This is a genomic window from Streptomyces sp. NPDC059499 (genome assembly GCF_042749285.1).
Lineage (GTDB): Bacteria > Actinomycetota > Actinomycetes > Streptomycetales > Streptomycetaceae > Streptomyces.
Genome location: NZ_JBHYTT010000004.1, coordinates 307,011 through 320,003 on the forward strand (window position 1 = coordinate 307,011; position 12,993 = coordinate 320,003).

At 70.7% G+C, this 12,993-nt stretch carries 14 protein-coding genes; 5 read left to right on the plus strand and 9 right to left on the minus strand.

What is annotated here, in order from left to right; genetic code table 11:
- Positions 1–14: 14 nt before the first annotated feature.
- From ACFW9O_RS13095 to ACFW9O_RS13110, 4 genes are read right to left on the minus strand one after another with little or no spacing between them, the layout of a single operon-like run.
- Positions 15–890, minus strand: a complete 876-nt coding sequence (locus ACFW9O_RS13095; RefSeq protein ID WP_384608430.1) for a polysaccharide deacetylase family protein — start codon at positions 888–890, stop codon at positions 15–17.
- A 25-nt stretch (positions 891–915) separates the two neighbouring features.
- A complete protein-coding gene (gene meaB / locus ACFW9O_RS13100; protein ID WP_384608433.1) occupies positions 916–1,950 on the minus strand; it encodes a methylmalonyl Co-A mutase-associated GTPase MeaB in 1,035 nt (344 codons plus the stop codon).
- A gap of 11 nt (positions 1,951–1,961) precedes the next feature.
- Positions 1,962–4,202 carry a methylmalonyl-CoA mutase gene (gene scpA / locus ACFW9O_RS13105; RefSeq protein ID WP_351175501.1) on the minus strand — a complete coding sequence of 747 codons (2,241 nt, stop codon included), beginning with the start codon at positions 4,200–4,202 and terminating at the stop codon, positions 1,962–1,964.
- Positions 4,202–6,055, minus strand: a complete 1,854-nt coding sequence (locus tag ACFW9O_RS13110; RefSeq protein ID WP_384608436.1) for a methylmalonyl-CoA mutase family protein — start codon at positions 6,053–6,055, stop codon at positions 4,202–4,204. The genes scpA and ACFW9O_RS13110 overlap by 1 nt, the downstream gene beginning before the upstream one ends.
- A gap of 256 nt (positions 6,056–6,311) precedes the next feature.
- On the opposite strand from ACFW9O_RS13110, the gene ACFW9O_RS13115 reads away from it, so the two are divergent.
- Together ACFW9O_RS13115 and ACFW9O_RS13120 are read left to right on the plus strand one after the other, a co-directional pair.
- A complete protein-coding gene (locus ACFW9O_RS13115) occupies positions 6,312–6,833 on the plus strand; it encodes a DUF6325 family protein (protein WP_384608439.1) in 522 nt (173 codons plus the stop codon).
- 99 nt (positions 6,834–6,932) lie between these two features.
- Entirely contained in the window at positions 6,933–7,730 is a 798-nt protein-coding gene (locus ACFW9O_RS13120; protein ID WP_351175519.1) for a tyrosine-protein phosphatase, read from the plus strand.
- A gap of 67 nt (positions 7,731–7,797) precedes the next feature.
- On the opposite strand, the gene ACFW9O_RS13125 is transcribed toward ACFW9O_RS13120, so the two are convergent.
- Together ACFW9O_RS13125 and ACFW9O_RS13130 are read right to left on the minus strand one after the other, a co-directional pair.
- Positions 7,798–8,397 carry a hypothetical protein gene (locus ACFW9O_RS13125; RefSeq protein WP_384608441.1) on the minus strand — a complete coding sequence of 200 codons (600 nt, stop codon included), beginning with the start codon at positions 8,395–8,397 and terminating at the stop codon, positions 7,798–7,800.
- The gene (locus ACFW9O_RS13130; protein ID WP_384608444.1) at positions 8,394–8,966 is read right to left on the minus strand and encodes a hypothetical protein; all 573 of its coding nucleotides are present in this window, start codon (positions 8,964–8,966) and stop codon (positions 8,394–8,396) included. Before ACFW9O_RS13130 ends, ACFW9O_RS13125 begins: the two co-directional genes overlap by 4 nt.
- 216 nt (positions 8,967–9,182) lie before the next feature.
- Here ACFW9O_RS13130 and ACFW9O_RS13135 point away from each other — a divergent pair, with 216 nt between their 5' ends.
- Both ACFW9O_RS13135 and ACFW9O_RS13140 read left to right on the plus strand, forming a co-directional pair.
- Complete coding sequence (locus ACFW9O_RS13135) at positions 9,183–9,587, plus strand: DUF1992 domain-containing protein (protein WP_384608447.1); 405 nt, start codon at positions 9,183–9,185, stop codon at positions 9,585–9,587.
- 72 nt (positions 9,588–9,659) lie between these two features.
- A complete protein-coding gene (locus tag ACFW9O_RS13140; protein WP_384608449.1) occupies positions 9,660–10,157 on the plus strand; it encodes a GNAT family N-acetyltransferase in 498 nt (165 codons plus the stop codon).
- A 60-nt stretch (positions 10,158–10,217) separates the two neighbouring features.
- On the opposite strand, the gene ACFW9O_RS13145 is transcribed toward ACFW9O_RS13140, so the two are convergent.
- Positions 10,218–10,604 carry a VOC family protein gene (locus ACFW9O_RS13145; RefSeq protein ID WP_384608451.1) on the minus strand — a complete coding sequence of 129 codons (387 nt, stop codon included), beginning with the start codon at positions 10,602–10,604 and terminating at the stop codon, positions 10,218–10,220.
- Between the two features lie 384 nt (positions 10,605–10,988).
- Here ACFW9O_RS13145 and ACFW9O_RS13150 point away from each other — a divergent pair, with 384 nt between their 5' ends.
- Entirely contained in the window at positions 10,989–11,561 is a 573-nt protein-coding gene (locus ACFW9O_RS13150; RefSeq protein ID WP_384608453.1) for a DUF6328 family protein, read from the plus strand.
- Between the two features lie 5 nt (positions 11,562–11,566).
- Here ACFW9O_RS13150 and ACFW9O_RS13155 read toward each other — a convergent pair whose 3' ends face one another.
- Positions 11,567–12,376, minus strand: coding sequence for a VOC family protein (locus ACFW9O_RS13155; protein ID WP_384608455.1), 810 nt, complete (start codon positions 12,374–12,376; stop codon positions 11,567–11,569).
- A gap of 163 nt (positions 12,377–12,539) precedes the next feature.
- Entirely contained in the window at positions 12,540–12,869 is a 330-nt protein-coding gene (locus tag ACFW9O_RS13160) for a DUF6479 family protein (RefSeq protein ID WP_384608458.1), read from the minus strand.
- Positions 12,870–12,993: the final 124 nt, after the last annotated feature.

The window sequence follows — 12,993 nt, forward strand, 5'->3', positions numbered from 1 at the left end:
AGGAGACCTCCCGGCTACCTGACGCCGCCCGAGCCGGACCAGACCCGTTGCACCGCGCGGTAATCGGTCACCACGACGCCCTCCTGCCGAAGGATCTCGCGCGCCTCGGGCGAGGTGAGGAATTCATGGTCCGTGCTGCGCACCCGCCAGCCGCCGTCGATGGCCCGTGACTCCTCGTCGGCCAGCCCGGGATGCACCGCCCACTCGCTCAGCCCGGCCGGCAGGGAGCGCAACAGCTCGGCGAAGCGGTCCGCCTTGCCGTCGAGGTCCAGGGCGAAGCTGTCCAGGAAGTCGTGATCAGTGACCGGCCGGCCCTGCTGCAGCATCTTCTGCCTGGCGGGCTCGAGCCAGATCCGTACGGCCAGACCGTACTCCCCGGCCAGGGCCACGGTCAGATCGAGGATGTCCTCGCGCCCGCCGTCCGCCAGACAGTGCCAGTCGAGATGGGTCGGCTCGAGACCGGCGTCCATGACGGCGTCGATCTGAGCACGGAACTCGCGCTCGACCTCGTCCGGGCGGGCCCGGCCGAGCAGCTCGGGGATGCCCGCCGGCGTGAAGAGCTCGCCCGCGTCGTCCAGCAGCGAGGGGACCCTGTCCTTCGCGCTCAGCGGCCCCCAGCGGTAGTCCGTCGTGTCGCAGACGAGCGTGAGGTGGATACCGAAGGGGATCTCCGGCCGCTCCCGGAGCAGGCGCATGCCGTGCAGCGCCCACGGGCAGGGCACCATGAGACTGCACGAGGCCGCGATGCCGTTCTCGATCGACGCGATCACGGCGGAGTTGACCGCGTGGTACATCCCGAAGTCGTCGCAGTTGACGATGAGTACCCGGGCACCGGGCGCGAATCCCAGCAGCTCACTGGAACGGGTCGTGGATGCGGTGTCGGCGGTCACCGCACCCACTGTGCGCGAACGGGCCTCAGCTGTCTTCCGGTTTCTTTCCGCCGGCCGTGTCCGGCGGCGTCACCGCGTCACCGCGGAACGCTCCGAGGATCTGCTCGGCGGCCAGGGTGGCCGTCAACTCGCCCCCGCGTACGCGCTGTTCGAGCTCAGGGGTGAGCGCACGCACGGCCGCATGACTACGCAGGCTGTCCAGCAGCTCGTCGCGGACCATCGTCCACGTCCAGTCCACCTGCTGCTCGCGGCGCTTGGCGGTGAGCCGACCCGTGCTGTCCAGGAGCGTACGGTGCTGCTCCAGCCGCTCCCACAGTTCGTCCAGACCCGTCGACTCCCGGGCGCTGCAGGTCATCACCGGAGGAGTCCACGCCGCGTCCACGGGGTGCATCAGCCGCAGGGCGCCCGCCAGTTCACGTGCCGCCGAGCGGGCGTCGCGCTCGTGCGGGCCGTCGGCCTTGTTGACCGCGATGGCGTCGGCCAGTTCCAGGACGCCCTTCTTGATGCCCTGCAGCTGGTCGCCGGTACGGGCCAGGGTGAGCAGCAGGAACGTGTCGACCATGTTGGCGACCGCGGTCTCCGACTGCCCGACCCCGACCGTCTCCACCAGGACCACGTCGTAGCCCGCCGCCTCCATCACCACGATGGACTCACGGGTCGCCTTGGCCACCCCGCCGAGCGTCCCCGCGGTGGGGGACGGGCGCACGAACGCCCGGGCGTCCACCGCCAGCCGTTCCATCCGGGTCTTGTCACCCAGGATGGAACCGCCCGTACGACTGGACGAGGGGTCGACGGCCAGTACGGCGACCCGGTGCCCGAGCCCCGTCAGCAGCGTGCCGAGCGCATCGATGAACGTGGACTTCCCCACGCCGGGAACCCCGCTGATCCCGATGCGCCTGGCCCGCCCCGAACGGGGCAGCAGCTCGCTCAGCAAGCGCTGCGCCAGTACCCGGTGATCGGGGCGGGTCGACTCGACGAGAGTGATCGCGCGCGCCACGAACGCACGCTTCCCGTCGAGCACGCCCTTGACGTATGCGTCGACGTCGATGTTCGGAGCCATCCGTCAGCGGCTCACAGCTCGTGGCCGAGCGCGGCACCGAGCCGCGTGACCAGGTCGTGGGCCGCGTCCGGGATCACGGTGCCGGGCGGGAACACCGCGGCGGCGCCCGCCTCGTGCAGCGTCTCGATGTCCTGCGGCGGAATCACCCCACCCACCACGATCATGATGTCCTCCCGGCCCTCGGCCGCCAGTTCCGCGCGAAGCGCGGGTACGAGCGTGAGGTGCCCGGCGGCCAGCGACGAGACGCCCACGATGTGCACGTCCGCCTCGACCGCCTGCCGGGCGACCTCGCCCGGCGTCTGGAACAGCGGGCCGACGTCGACGTCGAAGCCCAGGTCGGCGAAGGCGGTGGCGATCACCTTCTGGCCGCGGTCGTGGCCGTCCTGGCCCATCTTCGCGACCAGGATGCGCGGACGTCGTCCCTCGGCCTCCTCGAAATCGTCGACCAGGGTGCGGGTACGGTCCACGGACGGGGACTCTCCTGCCTCTTTGCGGTACACGCCGGAGATCGTACGGATCTGGCCCGCGTGCCTCCCGTACACCTTCTCCAGAGCGTCCGAGATCTCGCCGACCGTGGCCATCGCACGGGCCGCGTCGACCGCGAGCGCCAGCAGATTGCCCTCCAGGCCGGGTCCCGGGTCCCGCTCGGCCGCCGCCGTCAGCGCCCGCAGGGCGTCCTGGCAGGCCACCTCGTCCCGCTCCTCGCGCAGCCGCCGGAGCTTCTCGATCTGCTGCGTGCGCACCGAGGAGTTGTCGACCTTGAGCACGTCGATCTTCTCGTCGGTCTCCACCCGGTACTTGTTGACGCCGATGACCGGCTGGCGCCCGGCGTCGATCCGCGCCTGGGTACGGGCCGCGGCCTCCTCGATCCGGAGCTTAGGGATGCCCGCGTCGATGGCCTTCGCCATGCCGCCGGCCGCCTCGACTTCCTCGATGTGCTGCCAGGCCCGCCGCGCCAGGTCGTACGTCAGCTTCTCCACGTACGCGCTGCCGCCCCACGGGTCGATGACCCGCCCGGTGCCGGACTCCTGCTGGAGCAGCAGCTGGGTGTTGCGCGCGATCCGGGCCGAGAAGTCCGTCGGCAGGGCGAGCGCCTCGTCCAGGGCGTTGGTGTGCAGCGACTGGGTGTGGCCCTGGGTGGCCGCCATCGCCTCCACGCACGTCCGCGTGACGTTGTTGAAGACGTCCTGAGCGGTCAGCGACCACCCGGATGTCTGCGAATGGGTGCGCAGCGACAACGACTTGGAGTTCTTGGGCTCGAACTCCTTCACCAGCTTGGCCCACAGGAGCCGGGCCGCGCGCAGCTTGGCGATCTCCATGAAGAAGTTCATGCCGATCGCCCAGAAGAACGACAGCCGCGGCGCGAACGCGTCCACGTCGAGGCCGGCGTCGCGTCCCGCCCGCAGGTACTCCACACCGTCGGCCAGCGTGTAGGCCAGCTCCAGGTCGGCCGTCGCCCCCGCCTCCTGGATGTGGTAACCGGAGATGGAGATGGAGTTGTAGCGCGGCATCTTCTGCGAGGTGAACGCGAAGATGTCGGAGATGATCCGCATCGAGGGACCGGGCGGATAGATGTAGGTGTTGCGGACCATGAACTCCTTGAGGATGTCGTTCTGGATGGTCCCGGCCAGCTTCTCGGGCGGCACGCCCTGTTCTTCCGCGGCCACGATGTACAGCGCGAGCACGGGCAGCACCGCGCCGTTCATCGTCATCGACACCGACATCTTGTCCAGCGGAATGCCGTCGAAGAGCTGGCGCATGTCGTAGATCGAGTCGATCGCCACGCCCGCCATGCCGACGTCACCGGTCACCCGGGGATGGTCGCTGTCGTAGCCGCGGTGCGTGGGCAGGTCGAACGCGACCGAGAGACCCTTCTGGCCGGCCGCCAGATTGCGCCGGTAGAAGGCGTTCGACTCCTCGGCCGTGGAGAACCCCGCGTACTGCCGGATCGTCCAGGGCTGGTTGACGTACATCGTCGGGTACGGGCCGCGCAGGTACGGGGCGATGCCCGGATAGGTCTCCAGGAAGTCGAGACCCTCCAGGTCCTGCCCGGTGTACAGCGGCTTGACCGCGATGCCCTCGGGGGTGTCCCAGAGCAGCTCGTCCTCGGACGTTCCGGTCGACTCCTTCACCGCGGCGCGCCACTGGTCGGCGGACACCTCCGCGGGGGCTTCGGCGGCCAGGGGGACATCGGAGAAGTCCGGAACAGGTGTTCCCGCACCCGGGGTCCCGGAGGTCTCGGTGGTCTGCATCACGCCACTCCCATGCAGTCGAGTACGGAGGAGAGGACGGCGACCACATCGCAGCCCGCGAACACGTGGCCGTCGACGGCCGGGTAGTCGCCGGGCCGGCCCGCGAGGAGGACCTGCAGGGCTCCGGCCGAGGCGAGGGCCCCGGCGACGGCGTCGGCCTGCTCGGCGTAGAGCGCGTCGGAGGAGCACAGGCAGGCGATCGTCGCCCCGCTGGCGACGAAGGCGCCGGCAGCGGTGGTGGCCTCCACGGAAGCCGGCTCATGGACGGGTTCGATGCCGCCCGCGACGAAGAGGTTCGCTGCGAAGGACGCCCGCGCCGTGTGCACCGATGCCGGGCCCAGGGCGGCGAGGAACACCTTCGGGCGGCTACCGGTGGCGGCCAGGTGGCGGTCCGACCGGGCCCGCAGGGCCTCGAAGGCCTCGTCGCGGCGGACCTTGGGCAGTCCTCCCGACGCGGGGGCGGGGTGGGGCTCGCGCTCCACGGGCCGCTCGCTGAGCGTCGGGAACTCGCTGACGCCCGTCACCGGTTCCTTGCGCCGGGCCAGGTCCTTGCTGCGGGCGGCCCAGGTACCGGCGAGCCTCTCCTCGACCATGCCGGAGCGCAGCGCGGCGGCCTGACCGCCCGCCCGCTCGACCTCCTGGAAGAACGACCAGGCCGCTGCGGCGAGTTCATCGGTCAGACGCTCCACGTACCAGGAACCGCCCGCCGGATCGATGACCCGGGCCAGATGCGACTCCTCCATGAGGATCGTCGACGTGTTCCGGGCGATCCGCCGGGCGAACGCGTCCGGCAGACCCAGTGCGTGATCGAACGGCAGAACGGTGACGGAGTCGGCCCCGCCGACCCCCGCGCCCAAGCAGGCGAGCGTCGTCCGCAGCATGTTCACCCACGGATCGCGGCGGGTCATCATCACGGGCGAGGTCACGACGTGCTGCTGCTGCGCACCCGCCGCGGTGCTTCCGCACACCTCTGCGACCCGGGCCCACAACCGTCGCGCAGCCCGCAGTTTCGCGATCGTCAGGAACTGGTCGGCCGTCGCCGCGTACCGGAACTCCAGCTGCGCACACGCCTCTTCGACGGAGGCTCCCGCCTCGGTCAGCGCCCGCAGATAGGCGACGCCCGTCGCCAGCGAGAGCCCCAGCTCCTGGGCGGCCGAGCCGCCCGCCTCGTGGTACGGCAGTGCGTCGACGGCCAGCGTGCGCAGCCCGGGGTACTCGCGGCCGCACAGCCGCGCCCAGTGGACGGCGGCCGTCAGGTCCGGCTCGCCGCCGGTACGGGCCGCGTGGCCGAGCGGATCCGCGCCGAGGCTGCCGCGCGCGGCGGACTTCGCGACGCCCCGCGCCTCGTAGAGCGCCAGCAACTCCCGTACCGCAGGCTCGAAGTCGCTCCCGGCGTCGAGCGATACGGGCGCCAGGTCGAGATAGACGCCTTCGAGCGCACGGGCGAGGCCGGTGGCCGGAACCCCGCCGGGCCCGCCCACGGCCAGCCACAGCGAGGTGACGCCGTTCTCGAGGTCGCCGAGTACGGCCTCGTTCAGGCGTACGGGGTCCGTCAGCGCGTGGCGTTGCCGTACGTCCCAGCCGCCCGCGATGCTGCCCGCGGCCTTGCTGCCTCGGGTGAAGGGCGCAAAGCCGGGGAATCCGGGGTCGGCTGATACGTCGTCGGAGGTGTACAGGGGGCGGGCGGTGAGCCCGTCCCCGAGCGCGGTGGACAGCGCTTCCTCGGCGGCCGTGCCCGTGACCTCATTGCCAGACTTGCGCAGTACGCCTTCGACAAGGCTCTGCCACTGATCATGGGAGGGGTCAGGGAACTCGGCGGCCAGGGAGAGCCCGTCAGCAGGCAGGACCGTCATGCTCAGATGCTAGGTCAGCGCTCTGGCGAGCAGCAGTGGCACCGGCTGTGACCTTGCCCTCTCCGGAACGCACCTGATCCTTTACGGACCGTCGCGTTTCGCCCGTCCGGGGGACGAGCGGGTCCGGCCCCGTCGTACGCATCGATGATGTGCAATGAGATGAATACGTTGTCTTAACCATGAAGTCTCACAGTGCGTCACTGAATGTCCGAAGTTATGCTTCTGACGTTCCAGCAACGCAGGAAAGGGGCGCGTCGTGGCCGTGGGACCCGTGGAGTACCTCGTCGTCGTCTTTCCCGGCAGCACCCTCACCGGTCCGATGGCATCGGCTCTGGCCGACGCGGTCGCGTCCGAGGCGGTGCGGGTCCTGGACCTGGCCTTCGTCCACCGCGGCGAGGGCGGCACGCTCGCGTTCAAGGAGCTGCGGGACGTCGACCCCGACGGGCTGGTGTCGTTCGAACCGGTCGCCGGTGAGGTGGCAGGCCTGTCGGCCGTCAAGGACATCGACTCACTCGGCCGGAACGTACCACCGGGCAACTCGGCCGCGCTGATCGTGCGCGAGGACCTCTGGGCGGTGCCCGTCACCCGTGCGGTCCAAGAGGCCGGCGGACAGCTCGTGGCGCATGAGCGCCTTCCCGCGGAGGGGGGCGCGGAGGAGCCCAAGGACGGCGGGGACGATGTCATCACGCTGCTCGAGCGGCTCGCCGAGCTGCGGCAGCAGGACGTACTCACCGACGCCGAGTTCGCGGCGCAGAAGACGAGGATCCTCGCCGACTGACATCCACGCCGGTACCCGGCTCTTTCCTTTGTCGATTTTCGCGCTACGTGCGACGTTGATTCTGACCTGTGGAGTTCGTCGGGAATGAGGCAGTTCATCGTGCAGACAGCCCGGGCCGTCCCTGCCGCCACCGTCGTCAACCTGCGCGACCTGGGCGGCATCGCCCTGGGGCGCGACCGCCGCCTGCGCCAGGGAATCCTGTTGCGTTCGGGCCAGCTGAGCGACTTCGACGCCGAGAGCGACATGGCGGTGTCCGCGCTCGGCATCCGTACCGTCGTCGACCTCCGCACCGCGGACGAGCGCCAGTGGGCGCCCGACCGCCTGCCGCCCGGCGCACGGCTCTTCGTCGCCGACGTGCTGGGAGACAACCCCGGCGTCGCACCGGCCAGGATCAGGGCGCTGCTCTGCGACCCGGACGGCGCAGCGAGTGTGCTCGGCGACGGGAAGGCCGAGGAACTGTTCGCCCAGACCTACCGGAAGATGGTTCTCTCGCCCGGTGCCGCGGCCGCCTACCGCGCCTTCCTGGAGACAGCCGCGGACCCGCGTGCGCGACCGGTGCTGTTCCACTGTGCGACCGGCAAGGACCGGACCGGCTGGGCCGCCGCGCTCCTGCTGCTCATGGCGGGCGCGTCGCGTGACGTCGTCCGGGCGGAGTTCCTGGCCGTGAATCCGGCGGTCCGGGGCGCTTTCGGGCCCGCCGTCCAACGCTTCCTCGAGGCGGGCGGCGACCCGGACATCGCGTCCGCGATCATCGAAGTCCGCCCCCGCTACCTCGAAGCGGCCCTGGACGCGATGGACGAGAAGTGGGGCGGACTCGACGGCTATCTCCACAAGGCGCTGCGGGTACCCCCGGCGGTGGTGGAGCGGTTGCGCGCCGACCTGGCGGTACCGGCCTGAAACGCCGCGCGGCCCGGTGCGACGTCCTCGAAGGACATCGCACCGGGCCGCTGTCGCGGGGTCCGGGTCAGACTCGCAGGAGCCGTTCGCCGACGTCACGGTACTGCTGCAGGGCCACCCGCAGCTCTTCCGTCCGGGCCTCGGTGTCCTGTGCCTGCCAGCTCGTGCGCAGGCTGCGCCTGCGCTCCTCGAGCGCCTCGGTCAGATCCGCCACGATCCTGTCGAACGTGCTTTCAGCCTCCTCGACCGCCTGGCGCGGGCTCTCGACGAAGTCGGCGACCGCCTGCTGCATGCGCTCGGTCAGCGACTCCTGCTCCTTGACGGGGAGCAGGGGCATGCCCGCCGGGGTGGCCTCCGGCCGTCCGGCCTGCCTGCCTGCCGGGGCCGACGCGGTGGACGGGCGTGCGGCGGGCGGCGCACCGGCATCGCCGGGACCCCGGTTCATGACCTGGGTCGGGTCGGGGCCGGGTGTCGCGGTCCGCGTCGCGGCAGTCCCGGGCGCCGGGTCGTGCCGCGGTTCCGGGGTGGTCCGGGGTGTCTCGGTGCGCCCCGTTTCCGTCGAGGCCGGAGAGGTCTCGACGCGTCGCGCTTCCGCCGCGGTCCGGGTCGTCCCGGTGCGGGGGGCCTCGGTCGCGGAACTGTCAGTGGGTCCGGTGCGGTGCATCATGCGGTCCTTCCGTTCGTCCGGTGCCGGCTCGCGTGGGCCGGTTCGTCCGGGGCGTGTCCGAGCAGTACGTCGAAGAGGGCGCGGGACTCGATCAGCGCCTTGCGCATGTCCTCGGTGCCACCCTGGCCGCGCACCGCCGTGTGCACCTTGCGGTACGCGTCGACATGCTCGGCGTGGTGCACCGAGAGGGCGGCCGTCTGCTCCTCGAAGCCGGCCCCGTCGGGGAAGCCCCGGTCCCGGGCGAGCTGCGCCAGCAGCGCGTCGGCCTGCGCGACCGCTTCGGTGGGCGAGTCGATGAACTGCTCCTGCACCGCGGCCCAGCGGTCGGTGTATCCCTCGCGCACCTCCGGGGGCAGGGGTCGCTCCTCCAGGTGGCCGTGCAGCTTCACGCGCTCGGCGAGCTCGTGCTCGGCGGCCTTCGTGTCACCGTTGTGCCGCTCGACCGTGCGGTCGTACTCGGGTCCGAAGCGGCGCCGCAGCCCATGGCCGCCATCCGTCCGGCGACGGACGAGGAAGTAGCCGAGTGCCGCCAGCAGGACGACGGCAACGATGATCACCACAGTCGTCATGACTGACCCTCCTGTCGGTTCGCGGTCGGTGCGTAGCGCTGTCTCACTTTCGTCAACTCCCTTCGGACGGGCCCGGTCGACGTGCCGGGCCGTGTGCAAGCAGTCGTGTACCCGCTTGACGGAGTTCATGCGGACGGGCCGCTCGGTATCGTGGAAAGCGCCGGACCCGGGTCCGAACCCGGAGTCCTGCCGGACGAGTTCTGAGAGGGGTACACGGTGACCGAGCGCAAGCCCACCGGCGTCAGCTTCGAATCCTGGGTGGACAAGCAGATCCACGAGGCCGAACAGCGGGGCGACTTCTCCGCGTTGCCCGGTTTCGGCAAGCCGATCCCCGGGCTCGAACGGCCCTACGACGAGACGTGGTGGATCAAGGCCAAGATGCAGCGGGAGGGGCTGTCCGTGCTCCCGCCGTCGCTGACCCTGCGGAAAGAGGCGGAGGACGCCAGAGAAGCGGTCTCGGCTGCCAGGACGGAAGCCGAGGCCCGGCGCCTGCTGAACGAGATCAACGACAAGATCCGCAAGGCGCTCCTCATGCCGCCCGAGGGCCCGCCCCTGAACCTCAGGCCCTTCGACGTCGAGGCCGTCGTGGGGGAGTGGCGGGAGCAGCGGGGCCGGGGCTGAGCCGGAACCGGTGGGCCTCCTGGGCACCGGGTCCCTGCGCGCCGGGAGTGGTGGGTACGTAATACTCGCAGTATGAAGTCGAGCGTTACGTACCGGCGTGGCGGGTCCACCGGACCCGCAGGGGTCCGCATCAGGCGGGCCGTCGCACGGGATGCCAAGCGGCTCACGCGTCTCGTCACCACCTCCCGCGCCTACGACGGGCCGTACGCGCCGATGGTCCAGGGGTACCGGGTGGGCCCGGACTACATCGAGGCCCACAGGGTCTTCGCCGCCGTCGGCGCCGACGACCGCGTGCTCGGCTTCTACTCGCTGATCGTCTCCCCGCCCGAACTCGACCTCATGTTCGTCGGCGACGACGCCCAGGGGCTGGGCATCGGGCGCCTCCTCATCGGTCACCTGCGGGACGAGGCGCGCCGCGCGGGACTCAGCGGCGTGCGGGTGGTCTCGCACCCGCCCGCCGAAGGCTTCTACCTCGGTGTGGGCGCGGAGCGCACCGGTACGGTGGCGGCCCGCCCGCCCGCCGTGATGTGGGACCGCCCCGAACTGACCCTCCCGGTCGAGGGAACCTGACGGCGGGTGGCCCGGCCGGATCCCGGCCGGGCCACCCGGATGCGCTACGGACTGCCGCTGTTACGACCAGCCGCCGTAAGGGCGGGTGATGAGTTCCATCCCGTGCCCGCTCGGGTCGGGGAAGTAGATCCCGCGCCCGCCGTCGTTGTGGTTGATCTCGCCGGGGATCTTCTGATGGGGATCTGCGTAGTACGTGATCCCCTGCGCCTTGATCCGCTCGAAGGCCGTGTCGAACTCCGCCTCGGAAATGAGGAACGCATAGTGCTGCGCGGTGATCGATTCGGCCGGAATGGTCGCGAAATCCAGCGTGATGCCGTTCGCGAGAACGAGCGGAATGAAGGGGCCCCATTCCCTTCCGGCGCCCAGGCCCAGAATGTGCGCCAGGAAATCGGCGGACTCACGGTTGTCCCGGCAGTGAATGATGGTGTGATTCAACTCGACTGACACTGTGGAATGCCTCCAAAAGGCATCTCACGGGCTACCTCCACGCCTCACCCGGACGGTGACCGACGCGCGATGCCGTACACAAGATCTTAGGCGAGGGGTCACGGTGCGTCGAGGGCTTGGCCTCTGATCGCCCGGTTCCAGCCACTCGCCGGCTGCCGTCCGCACCGCCCGAGGGTGAGGACGACTTGGCCGCATGGTGGATTCCCAGGCAGGTGCCACCATGGACAGCACGCGCGAGTGCCGTCCCCCTGCGCACAGCCGGTCGGCCGGTACGGGCCCGGGCCCACGATGGCCCGGACGGATCACCACGTGCCTTCCGCTGAAAGGATTCGCAGCGCGACCGCGGGGCACCAGTACCACCCACTCGACGTGGTGGAGGCACCGATGGGACGGATATCGGCGGGCGCCGGCGGCAATGGTGGGCAACGGGACGCGGCGGGCGGGAGCGGCCGTGAGGAGACGGAGGAGGAGCGGGCGGACCGGCAGTGGACGGATCTGCTGCAGGAGCTGCGGGTCGCCCAGACCGGCGTGCAGATCCTGTTCGGTTTCCTGCTCGCGGTGGTCTTCCAGCCCCGGTTCGCCGACCTCTCCACTGTCGACCGGAACATCTACGTCGTCACCGTCATGCTGGGATCGGCCACGGCCGCCGCACTGATCGGGCCGGTTTCCTACCATCGGCTGCTCACCGGCAGACGGATGAAGCCACAGACCGTGACCTGGGCCTCGCGCCTGACGAAGCTGGGGCTCGGACTCCTCTTCTGCACGATGTGTTCGACCCTGCTGCTCATCCTGCGGGTGGCGCTCCACAATGTCCTGGCCCTGTGGCTGGTGGGCGCGATGGCGCTGTGGTTCTTCGCCTGCTGGTTCGTCTTCCCTCTGTGGGCCATCGCGCGGGGCGGGAACCCGAAGTCCGGCGGCGGCCGGCGGGGCGACGGGGATTCCGGTTCGGCCGGGTGACCCCGTCAGTCGTCGTCCGCGTCGGCGGGGCTGCGTACGTCCGTCACGGTGAACAGCCCGCCGTCCGGGTCGCGCAGCGTCGCCTCGCTGCCGTGGGGCACGCTGCGCCGCTCCATGAGCGTGCCTCCGTGCTCCTCCGCGAGGCGGACCGTCGCCGTCACATCGGTGGTCGGGAACTGCACCTGCCAGTGCGGGCGCACCATCGGGTCGGGTGCGGCCTCGACCGCCCCCGAGCTGATCCTGGCCAGCGGGCGGCCGTCGCAGCGCACGAGGACCTCCTCCTTGACGTACGAGACCTCGCAGCAGCCGGGTGCCCCGCTCTCCCAGTCGAGCACCTCGCCGTAGAAGATCGCCGCGTCGAAGGCGTTCCTGGTGCGCAGCCTGAGCCAGGCGTGCGCCCGGTGACCCGACGGCGCGAGGGAGGCCGCGCGCCCCGTCCACTCCCAGACGCCGAAGGACGCGCCGTCCCGGTCGGCTGCCAGGACGGCGCGTCCCTTGCCGATGGTCAGCGGGCCCACCGCCACCGTGCCGCTGCGTTCGCGGATGCGGGCGGAGGCCACGTCGGCGTCCCGGACCGAGAAGTACGGGGTCCAGGCCACGCCCACCTGGTAGGCGGAGGCGACTGCGCCGATTCCCGCAACGGGCACTCCGTCCGAACGGGCCATGGCGTAGTCCCTGCCCAGTGGGCCGGTGCGGAACGTCCAGCCGAGGACGGCACCGTAGAAGCGCTGGGCGGCCCCCAGCTCCCGGGTCACGAGATGGACCCAGCACGGCGCGGTGGCGCCGGTCAGCGGTGCCGGTTCGCTTGCGGTCATGGTCGCTCTGCCTTATCGGTTCTGCGGCATGACTTCTTCGGTGCCGCGGGGGCCAGCACCAGCCTCATGTGTGCCGACCGGTCCCGCAACACACGACCTCCTCGCCGTCGAGGCGGCGAGGAGGTCGCGGCAGGATGCGCGCTCGGGCCCGGGCGCCCGTGTCTCAGTCACGCGGGCGGTCGGTGTCGGGCGGGATCACCTCGTTGCCGTGGTCGCCGAGCTCGTAGGGCGAGAGTCCCCGGCCGTTGTCGGGAAAGTTGTCCGAGCCGTGCTTGCCGCTCTCCCGGATCTCCGTCCGGTGATCGGGACGGTGCGGCTGCTCCTCGGGGCGCGGCGGCGGAAGTTCCTGGTCCCGGCGCCGCATGCCCCACCAGAAGGCGCCGATCAGCACCACTGCCACGGCAAGTCCCGCGATACCGACGACAACACCGATCGTGCCGGGCCCGGCAAGCGTGACGGCGAGAGATTCCCTGACTCCGTTTGTTACGTCCATGCATGGCGCATACCCGGGAGGATCGAAAACAGACAGTTGCTGAAGGAATTTCATATTTTGTGACGGTGTCCTGGTGAAAGTGTTTCACGCGGGCGGAACCGGCTACACGATCACGAGAGGGCGG

Coding starts and splice junctions, on each gene's coding strand:
- ACFW9O_RS13150 (WP_384608453.1), top strand. CDS start 10,989: ATGGGACGGATATCGGCGGGCGCCGGCGGCAATGGTGGGCAACGGGAC.
- ACFW9O_RS13160 (WP_384608458.1), bottom strand. CDS start 12,869: ATGGACGTAACAAACGGAGTCAGGGAATCTCTCGCCGTCACGCTTGCC.
- ACFW9O_RS13125 (WP_384608441.1), bottom strand. CDS start 8,397: ATGATGCACCGCACCGGACCCACTGACAGTTCCGCGACCGAGGCCCCC.
- ACFW9O_RS13140 (WP_384608449.1), top strand. CDS start 9,660: ATGAAGTCGAGCGTTACGTACCGGCGTGGCGGGTCCACCGGACCCGCA.
- ACFW9O_RS13130 (WP_384608444.1), bottom strand. CDS start 8,966: ATGACGACTGTGGTGATCATCGTTGCCGTCGTCCTGCTGGCGGCACTC.
- ACFW9O_RS13155 (WP_384608455.1), bottom strand. CDS start 12,376: ATGACCGCAAGCGAACCGGCACCGCTGACCGGCGCCACCGCGCCGTGC.
- meaB (WP_384608433.1), bottom strand. CDS start 1,950: ATGGCTCCGAACATCGACGTCGACGCATACGTCAAGGGCGTGCTCGAC.
- ACFW9O_RS13110 (WP_384608436.1), bottom strand. CDS start 6,055: ATGACGGTCCTGCCTGCTGACGGGCTCTCCCTGGCCGCCGAGTTCCCT.
- scpA (WP_351175501.1), bottom strand. CDS start 4,202: ATGCAGACCACCGAGACCTCCGGGACCCCGGGTGCGGGAACACCTGTT.